The organism is Proteus sp. fly-1013, from assembly GCF_040140245.1.
In the GTDB taxonomy this organism is placed as follows: domain Bacteria; phylum Pseudomonadota; class Gammaproteobacteria; order Enterobacterales; family Enterobacteriaceae; genus Proteus; species Proteus mirabilis_B.
In genome coordinates this window covers 159086-177124 of sequence record NZ_JBEEWD010000008.1, presented here as the reverse complement: position 1 = coordinate 177124, position 18039 = coordinate 159086, and the positions used below count along the sequence as shown (strand labels likewise).

At 38.1% G+C, this 18039-nt stretch carries 15 protein-coding genes and 1 tRNA gene; 13 read left to right on the top strand and 3 right to left on the bottom strand.

Features of this window, described 5'->3' with window-relative positions; translation table 11 throughout:
- The first annotated feature begins 88 nt into the window (after positions 1 to 88).
- The 3 genes from gcvT to gcvP all read left to right on the top strand — a co-directional run bounded on the left by gcvT (position 89) and on the right by gcvP (position 4620).
- The gene (gcvT, locus tag ABN236_RS15835) at positions 89 to 1183 is read left to right on the top strand and encodes a glycine cleavage system aminomethyltransferase GcvT (RefSeq protein ID WP_349474388.1); all 1095 of its coding nucleotides are present in this window, start codon (positions 89 to 91) and stop codon (positions 1181 to 1183) included.
- A gap of 34 nt (positions 1184 to 1217) precedes the next feature.
- Entirely contained in the window at positions 1218 to 1610 is a 393-nt protein-coding gene (gcvH, locus tag ABN236_RS15830; protein ID WP_100159082.1) for a glycine cleavage system protein GcvH, read from the top strand.
- Between the two features lie 133 nt (positions 1611 to 1743).
- A complete protein-coding gene (gene gcvP / locus ABN236_RS15825) occupies positions 1744 to 4620 on the top strand; it encodes an aminomethyl-transferring glycine dehydrogenase (RefSeq protein WP_349474387.1) in 2877 nt (958 codons plus the stop codon).
- 89 nt (positions 4621 to 4709) lie between these two features.
- Here the strand turns inward: gcvP and ABN236_RS15820 are convergent, their stop codons facing one another.
- Both ABN236_RS15820 and ygfZ read right to left on the bottom strand, forming a co-directional pair.
- Positions 4710 to 5312: an HD domain-containing protein gene (locus tag ABN236_RS15820; protein WP_349474386.1), complete on the bottom strand. Its 603-nt coding sequence runs from the start codon at positions 5310 to 5312 to the stop codon at positions 4710 to 4712.
- Between the two features lie 30 nt (positions 5313 to 5342).
- Positions 5343 to 6329, bottom strand: a complete 987-nt coding sequence (gene ygfZ / locus ABN236_RS15815) for a tRNA-modifying protein YgfZ (protein WP_349474385.1) — start codon at positions 6327 to 6329, stop codon at positions 5343 to 5345.
- A gap of 264 nt (positions 6330 to 6593) precedes the next feature.
- On the opposite strand from ygfZ, the gene sdhE reads away from it, so the two are divergent.
- The gene (sdhE, locus tag ABN236_RS15810; protein ID WP_075670946.1) at positions 6594 to 6869 is read left to right on the top strand and encodes an FAD assembly factor SdhE; all 276 of its coding nucleotides are present in this window, start codon (positions 6594 to 6596) and stop codon (positions 6867 to 6869) included.
- A gap of 471 nt (positions 6870 to 7340) precedes the next feature.
- The gene (locus tag ABN236_RS15805; RefSeq protein ID WP_194950925.1) at positions 7341 to 7748 is read left to right on the top strand and encodes a protein YgfX; all 408 of its coding nucleotides are present in this window, start codon (positions 7341 to 7343) and stop codon (positions 7746 to 7748) included.
- A 16-nt stretch (positions 7749 to 7764) separates the two neighbouring features.
- Here ABN236_RS15805 and fldB read toward each other — a convergent pair whose 3' ends face one another.
- Entirely contained in the window at positions 7765 to 8283 is a 519-nt protein-coding gene (gene fldB, locus ABN236_RS15800) for a flavodoxin FldB (RefSeq protein ID WP_088495999.1), read from the bottom strand.
- A gap of 108 nt (positions 8284 to 8391) precedes the next feature.
- On the opposite strand from fldB, the gene xerD reads away from it, so the two are divergent.
- The 8 genes from xerD to ABN236_RS15760 all read left to right on the top strand — a co-directional run bounded on the left by xerD (position 8392) and on the right by ABN236_RS15760 (position 17703).
- A complete protein-coding gene (gene xerD / locus ABN236_RS15795; RefSeq protein ID WP_349474384.1) occupies positions 8392 to 9330 on the top strand; it encodes a site-specific tyrosine recombinase XerD in 939 nt (312 codons plus the stop codon).
- A 33-nt stretch (positions 9331 to 9363) separates the two neighbouring features.
- The gene (dsbC, locus tag ABN236_RS15790; RefSeq protein ID WP_349474383.1) at positions 9364 to 10071 is read left to right on the top strand and encodes a bifunctional protein-disulfide isomerase/oxidoreductase DsbC; all 708 of its coding nucleotides are present in this window, start codon (positions 9364 to 9366) and stop codon (positions 10069 to 10071) included.
- A 9-nt stretch (positions 10072 to 10080) separates the two neighbouring features.
- Positions 10081 to 11814, top strand: coding sequence for a single-stranded-DNA-specific exonuclease RecJ (gene recJ / locus ABN236_RS15785; RefSeq protein WP_088494966.1), 1734 nt, complete (start codon positions 10081 to 10083; stop codon positions 11812 to 11814).
- Positions 11815 to 11984: 170 nt separating this feature from the next.
- A protein-coding gene (gene prfB / locus ABN236_RS15780; protein ID WP_099074846.1) for a peptide chain release factor 2 occupies positions 11985 to 13083 on the top strand; the annotation gives its coding sequence in 2 pieces (ribosomal slippage) (positions 11985 to 12059 and positions 12061 to 13083; 1098 coding nt in all).
- 8 nt (positions 13084 to 13091) lie between these two features.
- A complete protein-coding gene (gene lysS, locus ABN236_RS15775) occupies positions 13092 to 14606 on the top strand; it encodes a lysine--tRNA ligase (RefSeq protein WP_088494967.1) in 1515 nt (504 codons plus the stop codon).
- Positions 14607 to 14799: 193 nt separating this feature from the next.
- A tRNA-Gly gene (locus tag ABN236_RS15770) sits at positions 14800 to 14873 on the top strand.
- Between the two features lie 280 nt (positions 14874 to 15153).
- Positions 15154 to 15636 carry a GNAT family N-acetyltransferase gene (locus ABN236_RS15765; protein ID WP_349474382.1) on the top strand — a complete coding sequence of 161 codons (483 nt, stop codon included), beginning with the start codon at positions 15154 to 15156 and terminating at the stop codon, positions 15634 to 15636.
- A gap of 516 nt (positions 15637 to 16152) precedes the next feature.
- The gene (locus ABN236_RS15760) at positions 16153 to 17703 is read left to right on the top strand and encodes a methyl-accepting chemotaxis protein (RefSeq protein WP_349474381.1); all 1551 of its coding nucleotides are present in this window, start codon (positions 16153 to 16155) and stop codon (positions 17701 to 17703) included.
- The last annotated feature ends 336 nt before the right edge of the window (positions 17704 to 18039 follow it).

Here is an 18039-nt window from a genome sequence, read left to right as displayed (position 1 = left end):
TAACACTATGATTTCAAATCAAGTTTAATTTTATATTTAACAAATACGTTCTCTGAATAATCTAAAGTAAAAGTAGAAAGAGGGAAGAATGGCAAAACAGACTCCGTTGTATGATGAGCATGTAGCCTGCGGTGCTCGTATGGTCGATTTTCATGGTTGGATGATGCCCTTGCACTATGGCTCCCAAATAGATGAACATCATATTGTACGTCGTGATGCAGGTATGTTTGATGTTTCTCATATGACCATTGTTGACTTACATGGCTCACAAGTTAAAGATTTTCTACGTTATTTATTAGCGAATGATATCGCTAAACTCACCGAAAAAGGTAAGGCGCTTTATACCGGTATGCTAAATGCGTCAGGTGGTGTAATTGATGATCTTATCGTTTATTACTTTGATGACTCTTTCTATCGTCTCGTTGTGAACTCTGCTACCCGCGAAAAAGATCTGGCATGGATTGAACAACATGCTTCAGATTATGTTGTGGATATCACTGTACGCGACGATTTGGCATTAATCGCTGTTCAAGGTCCTCATGCACAAGAGAAAGTACAAAGCTTATTAACCGAAGCGCAACGCCAAGTTATTTCTGCTATGAAGCCTTTTTATGGCGTAGAGCTTGGAGACCTGTTTGTTGCAACAACAGGCTATACCGGTGAAGCTGGTTATGAAATCGCAATGCCAAAAGAGCAAGCAGTCGATTTTTGGAAAAAATTATTAGCTGTGGGGGTTAAACCCGCAGGATTAGGTGCGAGAGATACATTACGTTTAGAAGCGGGAATGAACCTCTATAGCCAAGAGATGGATGAAACTATTAATCCACTTGAAGCGAATATGGGATGGACGATTGCATGGGCACCGGAAGATCGTCAATTTATTGGTCGAGAAGCATTAGAAAAATTACGCGCAACAGGCACAGATAAACTTGTTGGTCTTGTGATGCGAGAGAAAGGTGTGTTGCGTGCAGGTACTGCCGTACACTTTACTGATGATTTAGGTGAATTAAGAGAAGGTATTATTACAAGTGGTACTTTTTCGCCTACATTAGGCTTTAGTATTGCATTAGCAAGAGTTCCAGCAGGTATAAAAGATAGCGCAATTGTATTAATGCGTAATCGTGAGATGCCAGTAGAAGTGGTAAAACCTGGTTTTGTTCGTTCAGGTAAAGCATTGGTATAACACGCACAATAATTTTAAATGGAGAGTAAGGTCAATGAGTCAAATACCTAGTGAATTAAAATACGCACAATCTCATGAGTGGATCCGTTCAGAAGGCAATGGTGAATACACTATCGGTATTACTGAACATGCACAGGAATTATTAGGTGACATGGTGTTTGTTGATCTACCAGAAGTGGGTAGAGAAGTGGCTGCTGGTGATGATTGTGCCGTTGCGGAATCAGTAAAAGCGGCATCAGATATCTATGCACCATTATCAGGTGAAATTATCGCAGTAAATGAAGAGTTAGATGGTTCTCCAGAGCTGGTAAACAGCGCACCTTACGGAGAAGGTTGGCTATTTCGCATTAAAGCAAATAATGAAAGCGAATTAGATGACTTACTTGATGCAGCAGGTTATCAAGAGCTGGTAGATAGCGAAGAGTAAAACGAAGCGCCCCGTCAAATTAATGCCGGGGCGTTTTTATTTGTTAGCTTGTTATCGTAATGCTATCTCAACACGCTTTAAGCCGTGTGCTATTTACCTATCCATTCATAGTGAATTCAGGAAATTACTTGCAATGACACAGACTTTAAATCAGTTAGAGTATCGCGATGAATTTATTCGTCGCCATATTGGTTCATCACCAGAACAGATTAAAGAGATGCTCAGTGCTGTTGGCGTCTCCTCATTAAATGAATTAACTCAAAAAATTGTTCCAGATAATATTCAATTAGAGACACCACCAAATGTGGGTGCCGGAGCAACAGAGCAAGAAGCCTTGGCTGAACTGAAAGCGATCGCCAGCCAAAATAAACGTTTTACTTCTTACATTGGAATGGGTTACGCGCCTTCTGTATTACCTCCTGTGATTTTGCGTAATTTATTAGAAAATCCGGGCTGGTATACCGCTTATACACCGTATCAGCCAGAAGTTTCTCAAGGTCGTCTAGAATCACTACTGAATTTCCAACAAGTTACAATTGATTACACAGGAATGGATCTCGCTTCTGCATCACTGCTAGATGAAGCAACGGCAGCAGCTGAAGCAATGGCAATGGCAAAACGTGTAAGCAAATTAAAAAATGCGGATCGTTTCTTTGTTGCTGATGATATTCACCCTCAAACCTTAGATGTTGTCAGAACCCGCGCTGATACCTTTGGTTTTGAAGTGGTTGTTGATAAGGCTGAAAAAGTATTAGAGCTCGAAGGTGTCTTTGGCGTGCTATTACAACAAGTCGGCACAACAGGCGAAGTCCATGATCACAGCAAATTATTAGCAGCATTAAAAGAACGCAAAATTATTACCAGTGTAGCTGCTGATTTAATGGCGCTGGTGGTACTCACAGCACCGGGTCATCAAGGTGCTGATATCGTATTAGGCTCAGCGCAACGTTTTGGTGTTCCAATGGGCTACGGTGGTCCACATGCGGCATTCTTTGCTTGTCGTGATGAATATAAACGTGCGATGCCGGGACGTATTATTGGTGTTTCTCGTGATGCTGCGGGTAATCGTGCATTACGTATGGCGATGCAAACACGTGAGCAACATATTCGTCGTGAAAAAGCGAACTCCAATATTTGTACATCCCAAGTCTTACTTGCCAATATAGCGGCTATGTATGCGGTTTATCATGGACCTGAAGGATTAAAAACCATCGCTCAACGTATTCATCGTTTAACGGATATTTTAGCAGCGGGTTTACAACAAAACGGTATGGTATTACGCCATAAAACTTGGTTTGATACCTTAACGATTGATACTGCAGATAAAGCGGCTGTATTACAACGTGCTAAAGATGCTGAAATTAACTTACGTACCGATATTGTGGGTGCCGTGGGTGTAACACTAAGCGAAATTACAACACGTGAAGATGTATTAAAGCTTGTTGAAATTATCAGTGGTAAAGCATTAGCTGGTGATATTGATGCACTTGATAGACAAGTGGCTTCTGCGTCAGCATCAATCCCTGCTTCTATGCAACGTAAAGACACTGTGCTGACACATGAAAACTTTCATCATTATCACAGTGAAACAGAAATGATGCGCTATATGCATCGTTTAGAAAATAAAGACTTAGCATTGAATCAAGCGATGATCCCATTAGGTTCATGCACAATGAAACTAAATGCAGCCGCTGAAATGATCCCAATCACATGGCCTGAATTTACAGAGTTACATCCATTCTGCCCAGCTTATCAAGCGAAAGGCTACCAAGTGATGATTGGACAACTCTCTAGTTGGCTTGCTGCATTAACGGGTTATGATGCGATGTGTATGCAACCAAACTCAGGTGCCCAAGGTGAATATGCCGGTTTATTAGCTATTCGTCGTTATCACCAAAGTCGTGGAGAAGGTGCGCGACATATCTGCTTGATCCCAAGTTCAGCACACGGTACTAACCCTGCTTCTGCTCATATGGCAGGAATGACAGTGGTTGTTGTCGGTTGTGATGATAACGGTAATATCGATATTGCGGACTTAAAAGCTAAAGCAGAAAAACATCAAGCTGAACTCTCTTGTGTGATGGTGACATATCCATCAACGCATGGTGTTTATGAAGAAGGTATTCGTGAAGTTTGCGAGATCATTCATCAATATGGCGGACAGGTTTATCTTGATGGCGCAAATATGAATGCGCAAGTGGGGATCACCACACCGGGCTTTATTGGCTCTGATGTTTCTCACTTAAACTTACATAAAACCTTCTGTATCCCTCATGGCGGTGGTGGCCCAGGTATGGGACCTATTGGTGTGAAATCACACTTAGCACCGTTTGTGCCAGGGCACTCTGTTGTTGAAATGGAGAATGTTACTACACAAGGCGCGGTTTCTGCGGCTCAATTTGGTAGCGCTTCAATACTACCAATTAGTTGGATGTATATTCGTATGATGGGCGCACAAGGGCTTAAACAAGCAAGCCAAGTGGCTATCTTAAATGCGAACTATATCGCGCAACGCCTGAAAAATGACTATGACATTCTTTATGCTGGCGCTGATGGTTATGTTGCACATGAATGTATTATCGATATTCGTCCATTAAAAGCGAATTACGGTATCAGTGAAATGGATGTGGCTAAGCGTCTAATTGATTATGGATTCCACGCTCCAACTATGTCATTCCCTGTTGCGGGGACATTAATGATTGAGCCAACAGAATCCGAAAGTAAAGTTGAAATTGATCGCTTTATAGAGGCTCTGCTTTCTATTCGTGCTGAAATTGCACAGGTAGATAAAGGTGTATGGCCAATTGACGATAACCCATTAGTTAATGCGCCTCATACACAATATGAATTAGTGCAAGAGTGGCCACATAGTTATAGCCGTGAATGTGCGGTGTTCCCAAGTGAAGCAACGAAACAAAGTAAATATTGGCCAGCGGTTAAACGTCTTGATGATGTGTATGGCGACCGCCATTTACATTGTTCATGCGCACCAATCAGTGATTATGAATAAGCTTTAATCTAACAATATTCCTAAATAAAATACCGATGGTTAAGTTAGCCATCGGTATTTTTTTATTAACAAATTCAGCATTGAATATATTACTTCAGCCAGCCTTTTTTCTGCGCCTCTAATAATTGAGGGTAGAGATATTGCCAAAATTCTGGCCACTGTTTTTCAATAAACAGATTACGCGCTAATACTTGCTCTAAGCGGATATTATTTTCAACCCAGCTTTGACCTTCGTTATGCAAATTCATCAGCATTGGCATGGTGCGATCAAGAATATTGGCAAACTGAGATTCTGGTGTTTCTGCCGCATCATATTCCAACCATAAATTGAGAAAATATTCACTTTGTGGCGAAGGTAATAAAGCAAAAATACGTTTTGCAGCTTTTTGCTCGTGCTCTTTAATTGCTTCACGAGCAGCAACCTCATACACCATCACATCGCCAGCATCTATTTCAACGATATCGTGAACAAGCGCTAACTGAATAGCACGTCCCATATCAATATCACCTGCATATGGCTGAAAACTCATTGCTGCAACAGCAAAGTGCCAGCTATGTTCTGCAGTATTTTCAGAACGACTATTGTCTAATACATTATTTTTACGATAAACACGTTTTAGTTTATCTAACTCCATAATAAAGTTAATCGTATCAGAGAAGGGGCCAAATGCCTCTTTAGGTAATTGTGTCATAAAAATCCGTATTGGTATGATAAATAAAAATTACTCTTCTTCTAAAGAATAAGGCAGTGGTTTAATGGATAGACGGCTGATGTTATCGCCTTGAACTCTAAATACACTATCGAGCTCCATATCGTTATTCATAACAACTTCAGCCAAAATAGTATTATCAGCCATACGTACAGCACTTAATACCGTTCCTGTTTTACGCCATTTATCTTCGCCTAATTGCCATTCAACGCTACCGCCAATTTCAGGTAATTCAGTACCACCACCTGATAATAGGTACATTGCACGTTTGTTGGCACCTCTGAATTTTGCGCGAGATACCATCTCTTGTCCGGTATAACAGCCTTTTTTAAAGCAGATGCTCAGCGGTAATGCTTGCAGATTTGTTGCTTGAGGTAAGAATTGCTCAATATTTGGAGTATCAATAATAGGATATCCAGCCTCGATATCTAAGGCTAACCATTGCTCGCTATTACTGGTTTCTGCTTTTAATGTTGTTGCAAGATTTTTGGCTGTTTCTTCATCTGTAACGATTAAAAAACGTTCGGTAGGTAAAGGTAGCTGAAGAATATAAGTATTATCGTGATTAACAACTTCATTTGCTTTACGAGGGATATCTGGGAAGTAATCGGCTAATGCAAGAGCAGCACCTTGTCCGGCTAATCCTAATAAAACGCTATCTGTATTTTCAGCTAAAGTTACTTTTGAAAATACGGCATATTTTTTTAATTCAGCAAGTTGTTTTTGCGCGACATTTTTACGCAGAATATAAGCAAAACCTTCTTGCTGGTGGAATAAGCGAAGCGTACTCCACATTTTACCTTTTGCTTCACAGTGTGCAGACAATGTATGTGTCGTTGTTGGAAGGGCTGCAATATCCGTAGTTAGTTGACCTTGTAGATATTTTTCACTGTCAGCACCTGTTGCTGTTATCAGTGACCATTCATCTAAAGAAACCAGTGTTAATGGCAAATTGATTGCTGCATGAGGGCGTTTAGCCTGAGTAGAATTTTGAGTCATGATGTCACCAGCTATTAAATTAATCAGATACACCAGTTATGGTAAAAGAGTGACAAGACAATGCAAGTCATTATTATTTTTAACGCACAGAAAATGAACCTGATAAATAACAAATGAAAGCGTGTTCAATAGGTTGTCTATGAGACTAAACCTGCAAACTGTGATCATTTTGATGTTAAAAATTTTGCGATAAGACTATCATCAGGGCTAGGAAGAAATAGTGGTATTTCTTGATTTGAACAATGTAAAGAGCAGAGTATGACTATCGATATAGAGAATAAAGCACGAATTAACTGGGCATGTCGTCGCGGAATGCGTGAACTGGATATTTCTATCATGCCTTTTTTCGAGAATGAGTACGATACGCTATCTGATAACGATAAAGCGCTTTTTGTTCGTTTACTAGAGTGTGCAGATCCTGATTTATTTAACTGGTTAATGAATCATGGACGCCCTGATGATGATGCTCTCTATTATATGGTGAAGTTAATCCAAGAGCGCAATAAAGCGAGAATGGCGGAGATCGTTGATAAATATTAATAAAATAGATTATCAAATCAGCGATAGATTAAATAGTAATTAAGATTGATTAAAAATGACGCTTTTATTTTCTTATCAAATAAAGGCGTTTTTATTTTTATATAAAAAATTAATAGTACTCTAAAATTTACTGAAATAAAAAATGCAGTTGCGTTAAATTTGCGTACTATCTCTAAAAATGATCGCTTAAATCGCCTTTTTTCGATGTTTTTCTCTTTATACTTAATAAATCAGGTATGCTGGCTTTATTAAAACAACGATTAAAAAAAGAATAGAAATTACGTAATTATTATTAAGCTATATTTTTTAAACACATATTTAATAGAAAAAGTAACAATAAATAATTGAGCTAAAATGTAAGATAAACTATTTGCAAGGCTAAGAAAGAAGTTACATTATAAATAGGTTGGTCTTTATTATCTTTAACTTATTTATATCCGTATAGAATTACAGCAGGAGTTAATATAACTCGTGGTTTTATGGAAATCGCACCTCACAGTATCATGGTTCACTCAACTCTTCTCAACGGTTGCTTATGTTGCCTTTGTGATAGGTTTACTGTTGTATCCGTGGCCTCCTGATTTTATTTATGTTTGGGTGCCATTGTTACTGTTCCTGATCGGCAGTTGGTATTTCACACAAAAGAATATTAGCCGTATCAAGGGGGATTTTGTTTTACTGAATGGAAATCGAATTCAATGGAAACTGCATGAATGGCAAATAACAAAACACCCTTGGATCAGCCGTTTTGGTACTCGAATAACGTTGACTTCTATTTTAAATAAAAAACAAATCACGTTATGGGTTGCTTTTGATAGTATGACAGAAAATGAGTGGCGTAACTTCTCTCAGTTATTAATGCAATATCCAGATATTTAATACCTGGATATTATATTTATAGGTTTTCTTCTACTTCACGTAGAATTTGCATACACCATTGTGATAAACGTTCATCAGTTTCTTCAAACTGGTTAACGTCATCTAATGCAAGACCAACAAAATGCTTACCATCATCTGATAAAGGTTTTGGGCTGACAAATTCATACCCATCAACAGGCCAGAATCCAATAAACTTAACACCACTTGGTAATAAATGATGATAAAGCATACCAAGTGCATCAAGAAACCATTCGCTGTAATCAACTTGATCGCCCATTCCATACATTGCAATAAGCTTATTTTTTAAATTTAATGTTGGCAATGTATCCCAAATATTGAGCCAATCTTCTTGGATCTCACCAAAATCCCAAGTTGGAATACCTAAAATAAGGATGTCATATTGTTCCATAAGCGTGATATCACACTCTTGAACATTATGAAGATCAACAAACTCTTCACCGAGAATATCACGAATTTTTTCTGCTGCCATTTCGGTGTAACAGGTGCTAGAACCGTAAAATAGACCAATTTTCATAAAGGTTTTTAGGATATTTTTGCCAATAAAGGTCACTATTGTACCAGAAAATTTTTTTTATAAGGCATAATGTAAAGGCGATAAGCTAAAGAGAGGGAGAGCAAGACTGTGTCACAAACCAAATTATCGACAAAAAAGGCAACTCATACCAATGAAGATACTGATATTATCATTGAACAATTTCTCGACAATATTTGGTTAGAGCAAGGCTTATCTGCTAATACACTCAGCTCTTATCGTTTAGATTTACAAGCATTAGGGCAATGGCTTGCACATCACCAATTAGATTGGTTATCGGTTACTACCTTGGATTTACAATCTTTTCTCGCAACGCGTTTAGATGAAGGTTATAAAGCCAGCAGTGCAGCCCGGTTACTCAGTACAATGCGTCGGTTATTCCAATATTTATATCGTGAAAAATTACGTTTAGACGATCCTAGTGCATTGCTTTCAACCCCTAAGCTTCCCAAACGTTTACCAAAAGATTTAAGTGAACGACAAGTTGATGATCTACTCAATGCTCCTTGTATTGATGAACCACTTGAATTACGTGATAAAGCGATGCTTGAAGTCCTTTATGCGTGTGGGCTTCGTGTTTCTGAATTAGTGGGATTATCTCTCTCTGATATTAGTTTACGACAAGGCGTGCTACGCGTTATTGGTAAGGGCGATAAAGAACGATTAGTTCCTTTAGGTGAAGAAGCTATTTACTGGCTAGAGCAATATCTGCAATATGGAAGACCCACTTTAATGCAAGGCAAAACGGACGATGTTGTTTTTCCTAGCTTAAGAGGGCAAAAAATGACACGACAAACGTTTTGGCATCGGATAAAACATTATGCCGTGATAGCAGGAATAGACACTGAAAAACTATCACCCCATGTGTTGCGTCATGCATTTGCAACACATCTCTTAAATCATGGAGCAGACTTGCGTGTTGTACAGATGTTATTGGGGCACAGTGACCTCTCTACAACACAGATTTATACCCATGTTGCAACAGAGCGCTTGAAAGCGCTTCATCAGCAACATCACCCAAGGGGATAGCCGCTAAATAGCCGGCGTTAAATAGGAATTCAAATGAAAAAGAAATTATTCTGGTTGCCAATATTATTAAGTATGGTGTCAATGCCAGTGCTTGCTGACAATGCTTCTATTGAAGCGCAATTGGCTAAAATGCAGATTAAAGCAGAGAGTATTCAACCAACGCCGATTGTTGGATTAAATGCAGTGTTATCAGATAAAGGCATTTTTTATATTACAGATGATAGTAAATATCTGACTGCAGGGCCTATTTATAACATTAGTAGTGGTGAGCCAGTTAGTATCGCTAATCAAGTTATTATGAAAAAAGTAGACTCACTTAAAAATGAAATGATTGTTTATAAAGCGCGTAATGAGCGCCATATGATCACCATTTTTACCGATATCAGCTGCCCTTATTGTCAAAAACTTCACCAAGAAGTGCCTGAACTGAATAAACAGGGTGTAACAGTGCGTTATTTGGCATTTCCTCGTAACGGTGTTGGCAATAATATTGTGAGTAAAGAAATGAATGCTGTGTGGTGTAGTGGTTTTCCTAATAAATCATTAGACAGTGCATTTAAAGGTGACAAAATTATCCCCATTGATGAATGTGCAAAAATCAATATCAATGAGCACTTTAAATTAGGCACCATGATGGGTATTCAGGGCACTCCTGCTATTGTATTACCTAATGCCAGTATTTACGGTGGATATATTTCTGCTCAAAACCTTGTTGAATTATTAGATAAAAAAGAGAAGTAATTACGTTTTATGGTCACTATTGAACCGACACTGCGTCGTCGAATTGCACAGGCAACTCAATTACCGGATAACTTAGATCCCTTATTACGACAAATTTATGCTAATCGTGGAATAACATCTGAAGTTCAACTAGAACGATCGTTAAAAGGCTTACTTCATTATCAAGCATTAACAGGAATAGAAACGGCAATTTCATTACTGATTGAGGCGTTACAGCAACAATCTCGCATTGTTATTGTTGGTGATTTTGATGCTGATGGCGCAACAAGTACCGCACTTGCGATTAAAGCATTACGCCAAATGGGATTTAAGCAAGTTAGCTATCATATTCCTAATCGCTTTGATGATGGTTATGGTTTAAGCCCTCAAGTTGTTCATGACGTTGCTAAAAAAGGGGTTGATCTCATTATCACCGTTGATAATGGAATTTCCTCTTTTGAAGGTGTGGATACAGCTCATGAATATGGTATTCGTGTCCTTGTTACGGATCACCATTTACCCGGACAAACCTTACCTGCTGCTGATGCGATTATTAATCCTAACCTGACAGATTGCTCTTTTTTATCTAAATCATTAGCGGGTGTTGGTGTTACTTTTTATTTAATGACGGCATTAAGAGCTGAATTAGAAAAACAAGGTTGGTTCGAGCAACAAAACTTAGCTCGTCCTAATATGGCTGATTTTCTTGATTTAGTTGCACTAGGCACAGTGGCAGACGTTGTTCCTCTTGATGAAAATAACCGTATTTTTGTTTATGAAGGATTACGCCGAATTAGAGCGGGTCGTTGTTGTGTCGGAATAAAAGCACTAACAGAAGTCTCTCGAAAAGAACTCGCTCAATTGGTCAGTAGTGACTTAGGTTTCTCTTTAGGCCCTCGCTTAAACGCAGCCGGACGTCTTGATGATATGTCTGTGGGCGTTGCTTTACTTTTAACCGACAATATTGGCTCTGCGCGTGAGATTGCTAATGAACTTGATGGATTAAATCAAACCCGACGTGAAATTGAAGCAGGTATGCAAGAAGAAGCTTCAACCATTTTCCGTCAATTTATGGGAACACAACATGATTTACCGAATGGTTTAGCGATCTATCATCCTGAATGGCATCAAGGTGTTGTGGGTATTTTAGCTTCTCGTATTAAAGAAAAATTGCATCGTCCTGTTATTGCTTTTGCACCTAGCGGTGATGGTCTGTTAAAAGGCTCTGGTCGCTCAATTAGCGGTGTACATCTTCGAGATGCTTTAGAACGATTAAATACGTTAAATCCGGGGTTGATGGTGAAATTTGGCGGGCATGCAATGGCGGCAGGGCTTTCACTTGAAGAAGATAAATTCCCGCTGTTTCAGCGTCATTTTTCGTCTTTAATGGCGGAGTTGGTTTCTGATGAACAGTTGCAAGGCGTAATTTTATCGGATGGTGAGTTGAGCGAAAATCAATTATCTCTACCTATCGCCGAAATGCTCAGAGAAGCCGGGCCTTGGGGACAGGCGTTTCCTGAACCTCTATTTGACGGTAAATTTACGCTGTTACAACAACGTATTGTGGGCAGTAAACATTTAAAAATGATGCTTCAGCCTGTAAATAGCCATCTAATGATTGATGCGATTGCATTCAATGTTGATATCAATATGTGGCCTGATAATAGTATTAAAACGGTTGAATTAGCCTATCGATTGGATGTAAATGAGTTTAGAGGGCAGCGTAATGCGCAACTGCTTGTTGAGCACATTTGGCCTTGTTAACACGAATAATTAAATCATTTATCGTGATATAAAGGGTAACGTTGTTATGGCAATAACTATCTGATAGACAATTGTATATAAATGCTATAAACCCGCTGATATATCCGTTACAATATGCGGTTCAAAATTTATTCCAATTGTTTTTGAAAACAACATAAAGACGAAAAAGTATGTTTGAAATCAACCCCGTAAAACACCAAATAGAAGAAGTCTCTGAAAGAACAAATGTTCTCAGGGGGTATCTTTGACTATGATGCCAAGAAAGAGCGTTTAGAAGAAGTTAACGCTGAATTAGAACAACCTGATGTATGGAATGAGCCAGAAAGGGCACAAGCATTAGGGAAAGAGCGTTCATCTCTTGAGGCTATCGTAGAAACAATCGACCAGTTAGATCAAGGACTAGAAGATGTTTCTGGTTTACTTGAATTAGCAGTTGAAGCTGATGACGAAGAAACATTTAACGAAGCTATTGCTGAATTAGATGTATTAAATAAAAAGCTTGAGCAATTAGAATTCCGTCGCATGTTCTCTGGTGAATATGACAGTGCGGATTGCTACCTTGATTTACAAGCAGGCTCTGGTGGTACAGAAGCGCAAGATTGGGCAAGTATGCTGATGCGCATGTATTTACGTTGGGCTGAATCAAGAGGCTTTAAAACAGAAATTATTGAAGAATCTGACGGTGATGTTGCAGGATTAAAATCAGCGACAATCAAAATTATTGGTGAGTACGCTTATGGTTGGTTACGTACAGAAACAGGTGTTCATCGCTTAGTTCGTAAAAGCCCATTTGACTCAGGTGGCCGTCGCCATACCTCATTTAGCTCTGCCTTTATTTATCCTGAAGTTGATGACAATATTGATATTGAAATCAACCCAGCGGATTTACGTATTGACGTTTATCGTGCTTCAGGTGCGGGTGGACAGCACGTTAACAAAACAGAATCTGCGGTGCGTATTACCCACGTTCCAACAGGTCTTGTCACTCAATGCCAAAACGATCGCTCTCAGCATAAGAACAAAGATCAGGCAATGAAGCAGATGAAAGCGAAATTATACGAGCTGGAAATGCAGAAGAAAAATGCAGACAAGCAAGTAATGGAAGATAACAAGTCCGATATTGGCTGGGGTAGTCAAATTCGTTCTTATGTTCTTGATGATTCACGTATTAAAGATTTACGTACTGGTGTGGAAACGCGTAATACACAAGCAGTATTAGACGGTGATCTTGATAAATTTATTGAAGCTAGCTTAAAAGCGGGCCTGTGAGGAAAAACATGTCGCAACAGCAACAAGGTGCGGAGCAGGCACCTGATTTAAATAACGAACTGCAAACACGCCGCGAAAAATTATCCGCTTTACGCGATAATGGTAACGCATTCCCAAATGATTTCCGCAGAGACGCTCTGTCTGACGAATTACATCAAAAGTATGATGCAATGAGTGCAGAAGAGTTAGAAGCAGCGAATGTGGAAGTTTCTATTGCAGGTCGTATGATGACTCGCCGTATTATGGGCAAGGCATCTTTCGCTACATTGCAAGACATGGGTGGCCGTATTCAACTTTATGTTTCTCGTGATGATTTACCAGAAGGTATCTATAACGAGCAATTTAAAAAATGGGATCTGGGCGATATCTTAGGTGCTCGCGGCCGTGTTTTCAAAACGAAAACAGGTGAATTAAGTGTTCACTGTACAGAAGTGCGTTTATTAACTAAAGCACTGCGCCCGTTACCAGATAAATTCCACGGTTTAGCTGACCAAGAAATGCGTTATCGTCAGCGTTATTTAGATCTGATTTCTAACGAAGAGTCGCGCAAAACTTTCCAAATTCGTTCACAAGTTATGGCGGGTATCCGTCAATTTATGGTGAACAAAGGTTTTATGGAAGTTGAAACGCCGATGATGCAAACTATCCCTGGTGGAGCAAGTGCGCGTCCGTTTATTACTCACCATAATGCGTTAGATATCGATATGTATCTGCGTATTGCACCTGAGTTATATTTAAAACGTTTAGTTGTTGGTGGTTTCGATCGCGTATTCGAAATTAACCGTAACTTCCGTAACGAAGGTGTATCACCACGTCATAACCCAGAGTTCACTATGATGGAACTCTATATGGCGTATGCAGATTATCGTGACCTGATTGAATTAACTGAAGAATTATTCCGTACATTAACTGAAAATGTACTGGGCTCTTCATTAGTAAAATATGGTGATCAAGAGTTTGATTTTGGTAAGCCATTTGCCAAATTAACCATGAAAGAAGCTATCTGCAAATATCGTCCAGAAACCGTAATGGCTGATCTTGATGATATGGATAAAGCAGTCGCTATTGCTCAGTCTATTGGTATTAAGATTGAGAAAAGCTGGGGCTTAGGTCGTGTTCAATGTGAAATTTTTGAAGAAGTTGCAGAAAGCCACTTAATTCAACCAACTTTCATCATTGAATACCCAGCAGAAGTTTCTCCACTGGCTCGTCGTAACGATGATAATCCATTTATCACTGACCGCTTTGAATTCTTTATTGGTGGTCGTGAAATTGGTAATGGCTTCTCAGAACTTAATGATGCACAAGACCAAGCAGAGCGTTTTGAAGATCAAGTTCGCCAAAAAGAAGCGGGTGATGCAGAAGCGATGTTCTTTGACCATGACTACATCACGGCATTAGAACACGGCTTACCACCAACAGCGGGTTTAGGTATTGGTATTGACCGTATGGTGATGTTATTTACTGACAGCCATACCATTCGTGATGTTATTTTATTCCCAGCAATGCGCCCTAATAAATAATTGTTATTTTAAATAAATCCTTAATTTAACAATAGCATTAATGAAGAACAATATAGTTATAAGGCCACCGAAAGGTGGCTTTTTTTGTTTTTAAAAACAATTGGTTATCTTTTTTGCGATGATTAAATAATCATTTGAATAAGAAGGGGGATTGTCGTTCAATTAGGGAAGCGTATAATCAGAAAAATCAATTGCGGGCGTAGTTCAATGGTAGAACGAGAGCTTCCCAAGCTCTATACGAGGGTTCGATTCCCTTCGCCCGCTCCAAACAAACCGCAAACTCATCTCTAATCTCTCAACTTATTGTAAATCAACTAGTTTATTAACTCATCATCTTCAAAATTTGTGACTGCTTTGGAAGTTTATATAATTCACTACTTAGCATTTTTTATGCCATTTAGTCTATACAGTAAATTGATTTACATGGGTTTATTTTTAGAGGTAGGATTAAAAATATAATAAGATGATATGATTTAGTGAGTTTTAATAAGCATAACCTTAGTATATTGGCATTCACATTTAACATATTATGTATTTAGGAAATTATATGCATTTAGAGTTCAAAAAACTCTCACAGATAGAACCCTCACATATTGTAGAACTCAATAATCATCCTGCGGTTTTACGACAAATGCCTTTGGGCAGCCCTAATTTTGATATCGAAAAAAGTATTTTATGGGCAAAAGATAAAGACTCTCAATGGGATGATAATGGGTATGGTCCTTGGGCATTTGTTATTGACGGTGTGTTTGCGGGATGGGGGGGACTTCAAAAAGAAGGAGATGATGCTGATCTTGCATTAGTTCTTCATCCCAATTATTGGGGAGTAGGTAAAATAATTTATGCTGAAATTATTCGTAGAGCATTTGATGAAATGAATATTGAAAGCATCACAATTTTGCTTCCTCACTCAAGAAAAGTAACAAAAACAGTTTCTCGTTATGGATTTAAACCTGATGGGGAAGTTTGTTTTGACGATATTAGTTTTCAGCGCTTCAGATTATTTGCAGATAAAAATAGAACCATTTAATTTGGTTTATATCAATAGGCGAGTTAGTTCGTATCGCCTTATGTATATCCATCCCATCCTATAAATGTGATTCATTAATCACAAAATAGTTCTATTTAGCTGTTATTTCGCATTTCTTGCATATTTTTTAATAAGAATTTTTTAATAAATCAAAGGGGTTGAGTGCCATTAAGTCACCTCTTATGTGTATAAATAACTTGGTTTAAAAGATTAAGAACACCTTAAAATTTATTTTCTCTTCAAATATTCTTTCTTTAACTATCCTTATTTATTTTTATCGCAATCATTATATCAACATTATGATTTTAAATGATTTTTTTATTTTTTATTTAAGATTGTAAAAAATGATACATAAGTAACATTTTTGCTTCTTTCACCTAACTCTTTTTATGTATAGAAAATTAAAAACCAATTTATAAAAAACTTTAGTAAAAAATTAAAATAAATTGAAAAAGTGTCGATAAGAGTACATTACGCCCTATTGGGCTTACTTTATCTTGTTAGTTGAGAAATTCGATGCAGAAACTTCGTAACATTACTATTCGTCTGATGATGATAATCATTCTGGGGACATTATGTGTGTTATTTGGCGGTGTCAGTCTTTATAGCGCATGGTCACTATCACAAATATCTGAAGGCAATCAATCTGATAATCAAATAATAAAACAAATGGCTGCACTCAGTCAGGGAAATGATCAGTACTTTCGATTCACTTCTCGATTAAATCGTCTCGTTGAGGAGAAAGCAAAAGGCAAAGAAGTCGATTTTACACAAGCACGACTGGCGATGGAAAATATGGAAAAGCAGATTACGTATATGAAATCTGTTTCTCCAGGGGCGATGGATGCAAAAGTATCAAAAGAGCTAATGGATGTATGGCAAGCGCTTTTTGAGCAAGGAGTAAAAAAACAAATGGAATTAGCGCTCAATGGCACCATTGAGCAATATGAACATCATGCAAAAAATGTGACACCTGCATTGAGTCGTGAATTAGGTAATGTGAGTGAAAACTTTAATAATGCTGCAAATATAAAAATTGATAGCACTATTGAAGAAGTGGATGAGCTTATTGAAGTGACACAAATTGTTATTATTATTAGTGCCATTTTAGGGGGAGTTATTCTGATCCTCACTGACCGTTATTTAGTGACAATGTTACAAAAACCACTTGAAAGTATTCGCCAACATTTTGTGAAAATTACAGAAGGCGATCTGAGTCAGTCCCTTGAGCCTTTTGGTAATAACTGTGCTGGGCGATTAATACCGTTATTAAATGATATGCAAAATAGTTTACATGAAGCGGTAAGTACAATCCGAATGGGAAGTGAAAGTATTTATCGTGGTGCATCTGAAATTGCCAAAGGGAATAACGATTTGGCTTCTCGTACAGAAGAGCAAGCAACGGCATTAGAGCAAACTGCCGCAAGTATGGAAGAGATAACAGCTGCCGTTAATCAAAACATGGAGCACGCTTATCAGGCGAGAGAATTGGCTGAAGTTGCATCAGTGACCGTTGAAAAAGGCAATGAATTAGCTGAATCTGTTGTAACAACAATGGATGGGATCTCTGATAGCTCAAGTAAAATTGCAGATATCATCAATGTTATTAATAACATTGCGTTTCAAACGAATATACTTGCTTTAAATGCATCAGTAGAAGCAGCAAGAGCTGGATCTCATGGACGAGGATTTATGGTCGTCGCCAATGAAGTGCGTAATTTAGCAGGAGATAGTGCCAAAGCGGCTAAAGAGATTGAAGTACTTATTGCTGACTCCACTACGCGAGTAAGAAAAGGGGCTAGCTTAGTCAGCGATATGGAAAAAACAATGGAAGACATTTTGACGGGAGTTAAACAGGTAACGTCAATAATGAAAGAAATCACTATTGCATCTGAAGAGCAAAGTAAAGGTATTGGTCAAGTGAGTGTGGCTATTACTCAAATGGATGGCGTAACACAACAGAATGCCTCTTTAGTTGAACAAGTTTCAGCAGCAGCCATTTCATTAGAAAGACAAACCGAAGAATTACAGCAATCGGTACAAAAATTCAATCTAGCTCATCGTTGATATAGAAAAAATTTATAAAATATGTGTCTAATGTGGTAAGTTTTTACTCGTTAGGCGCAAAAATATTATAAATATAAAGGTTACATTCTTATTATTCTTGCTTTTATTTAACAGTATCAATGGGCTTAACTTGCTCATTGATTGAGTATTTAAGTCGCCATGTTTTATTATTTTTATCATGTGAAACAGAAAATTATTATCCAAATTAAACGATCTATAAATAATAATATTATTTGGTTTATACTCAATCAATCAAAAAATACGTTCTATTTTAAGTTTCATAATCAATCAATCAGTGATTATGTTAAAGCTTGAGGCGATTTGATTTTTTAAAGA

Coding starts and splice junctions, on each gene's coding strand:
- gcvT (WP_349474388.1), top strand. CDS start 89: ATGGCAAAACAGACTCCGTTGTATGATGAGCATGTAGCCTGCGGTGCT.
- gcvH (WP_100159082.1), top strand. CDS start 1,218: ATGAGTCAAATACCTAGTGAATTAAAATACGCACAATCTCATGAGTGG.
- gcvP (WP_349474387.1), top strand. CDS start 1,744: ATGACACAGACTTTAAATCAGTTAGAGTATCGCGATGAATTTATTCGT.
- ABN236_RS15820 (WP_349474386.1), bottom strand. CDS start 5,312: ATGACACAATTACCTAAAGAGGCATTTGGCCCCTTCTCTGATACGATT.
- ygfZ (WP_349474385.1), bottom strand. CDS start 6,329: ATGACTCAAAATTCTACTCAGGCTAAACGCCCTCATGCAGCAATCAAT.
- fldB (WP_088495999.1), bottom strand. CDS start 8,283: ATGAAAATTGGTCTATTTTACGGTTCTAGCACCTGTTACACCGAAATG.
- dsbC (WP_349474383.1), top strand. CDS start 9,364: ATGAAAAAGAAATTATTCTGGTTGCCAATATTATTAAGTATGGTGTCA.
- recJ (WP_088494966.1), top strand. CDS start 10,081: ATGGTCACTATTGAACCGACACTGCGTCGTCGAATTGCACAGGCAACT.
- lysS (WP_088494967.1), top strand. CDS start 13,092: ATGTCGCAACAGCAACAAGGTGCGGAGCAGGCACCTGATTTAAATAAC.
- ABN236_RS15765 (WP_349474382.1), top strand. CDS start 15,154: ATGCATTTAGAGTTCAAAAAACTCTCACAGATAGAACCCTCACATATT.
- ABN236_RS15760 (WP_349474381.1), top strand. CDS start 16,153: ATGCAGAAACTTCGTAACATTACTATTCGTCTGATGATGATAATCATT.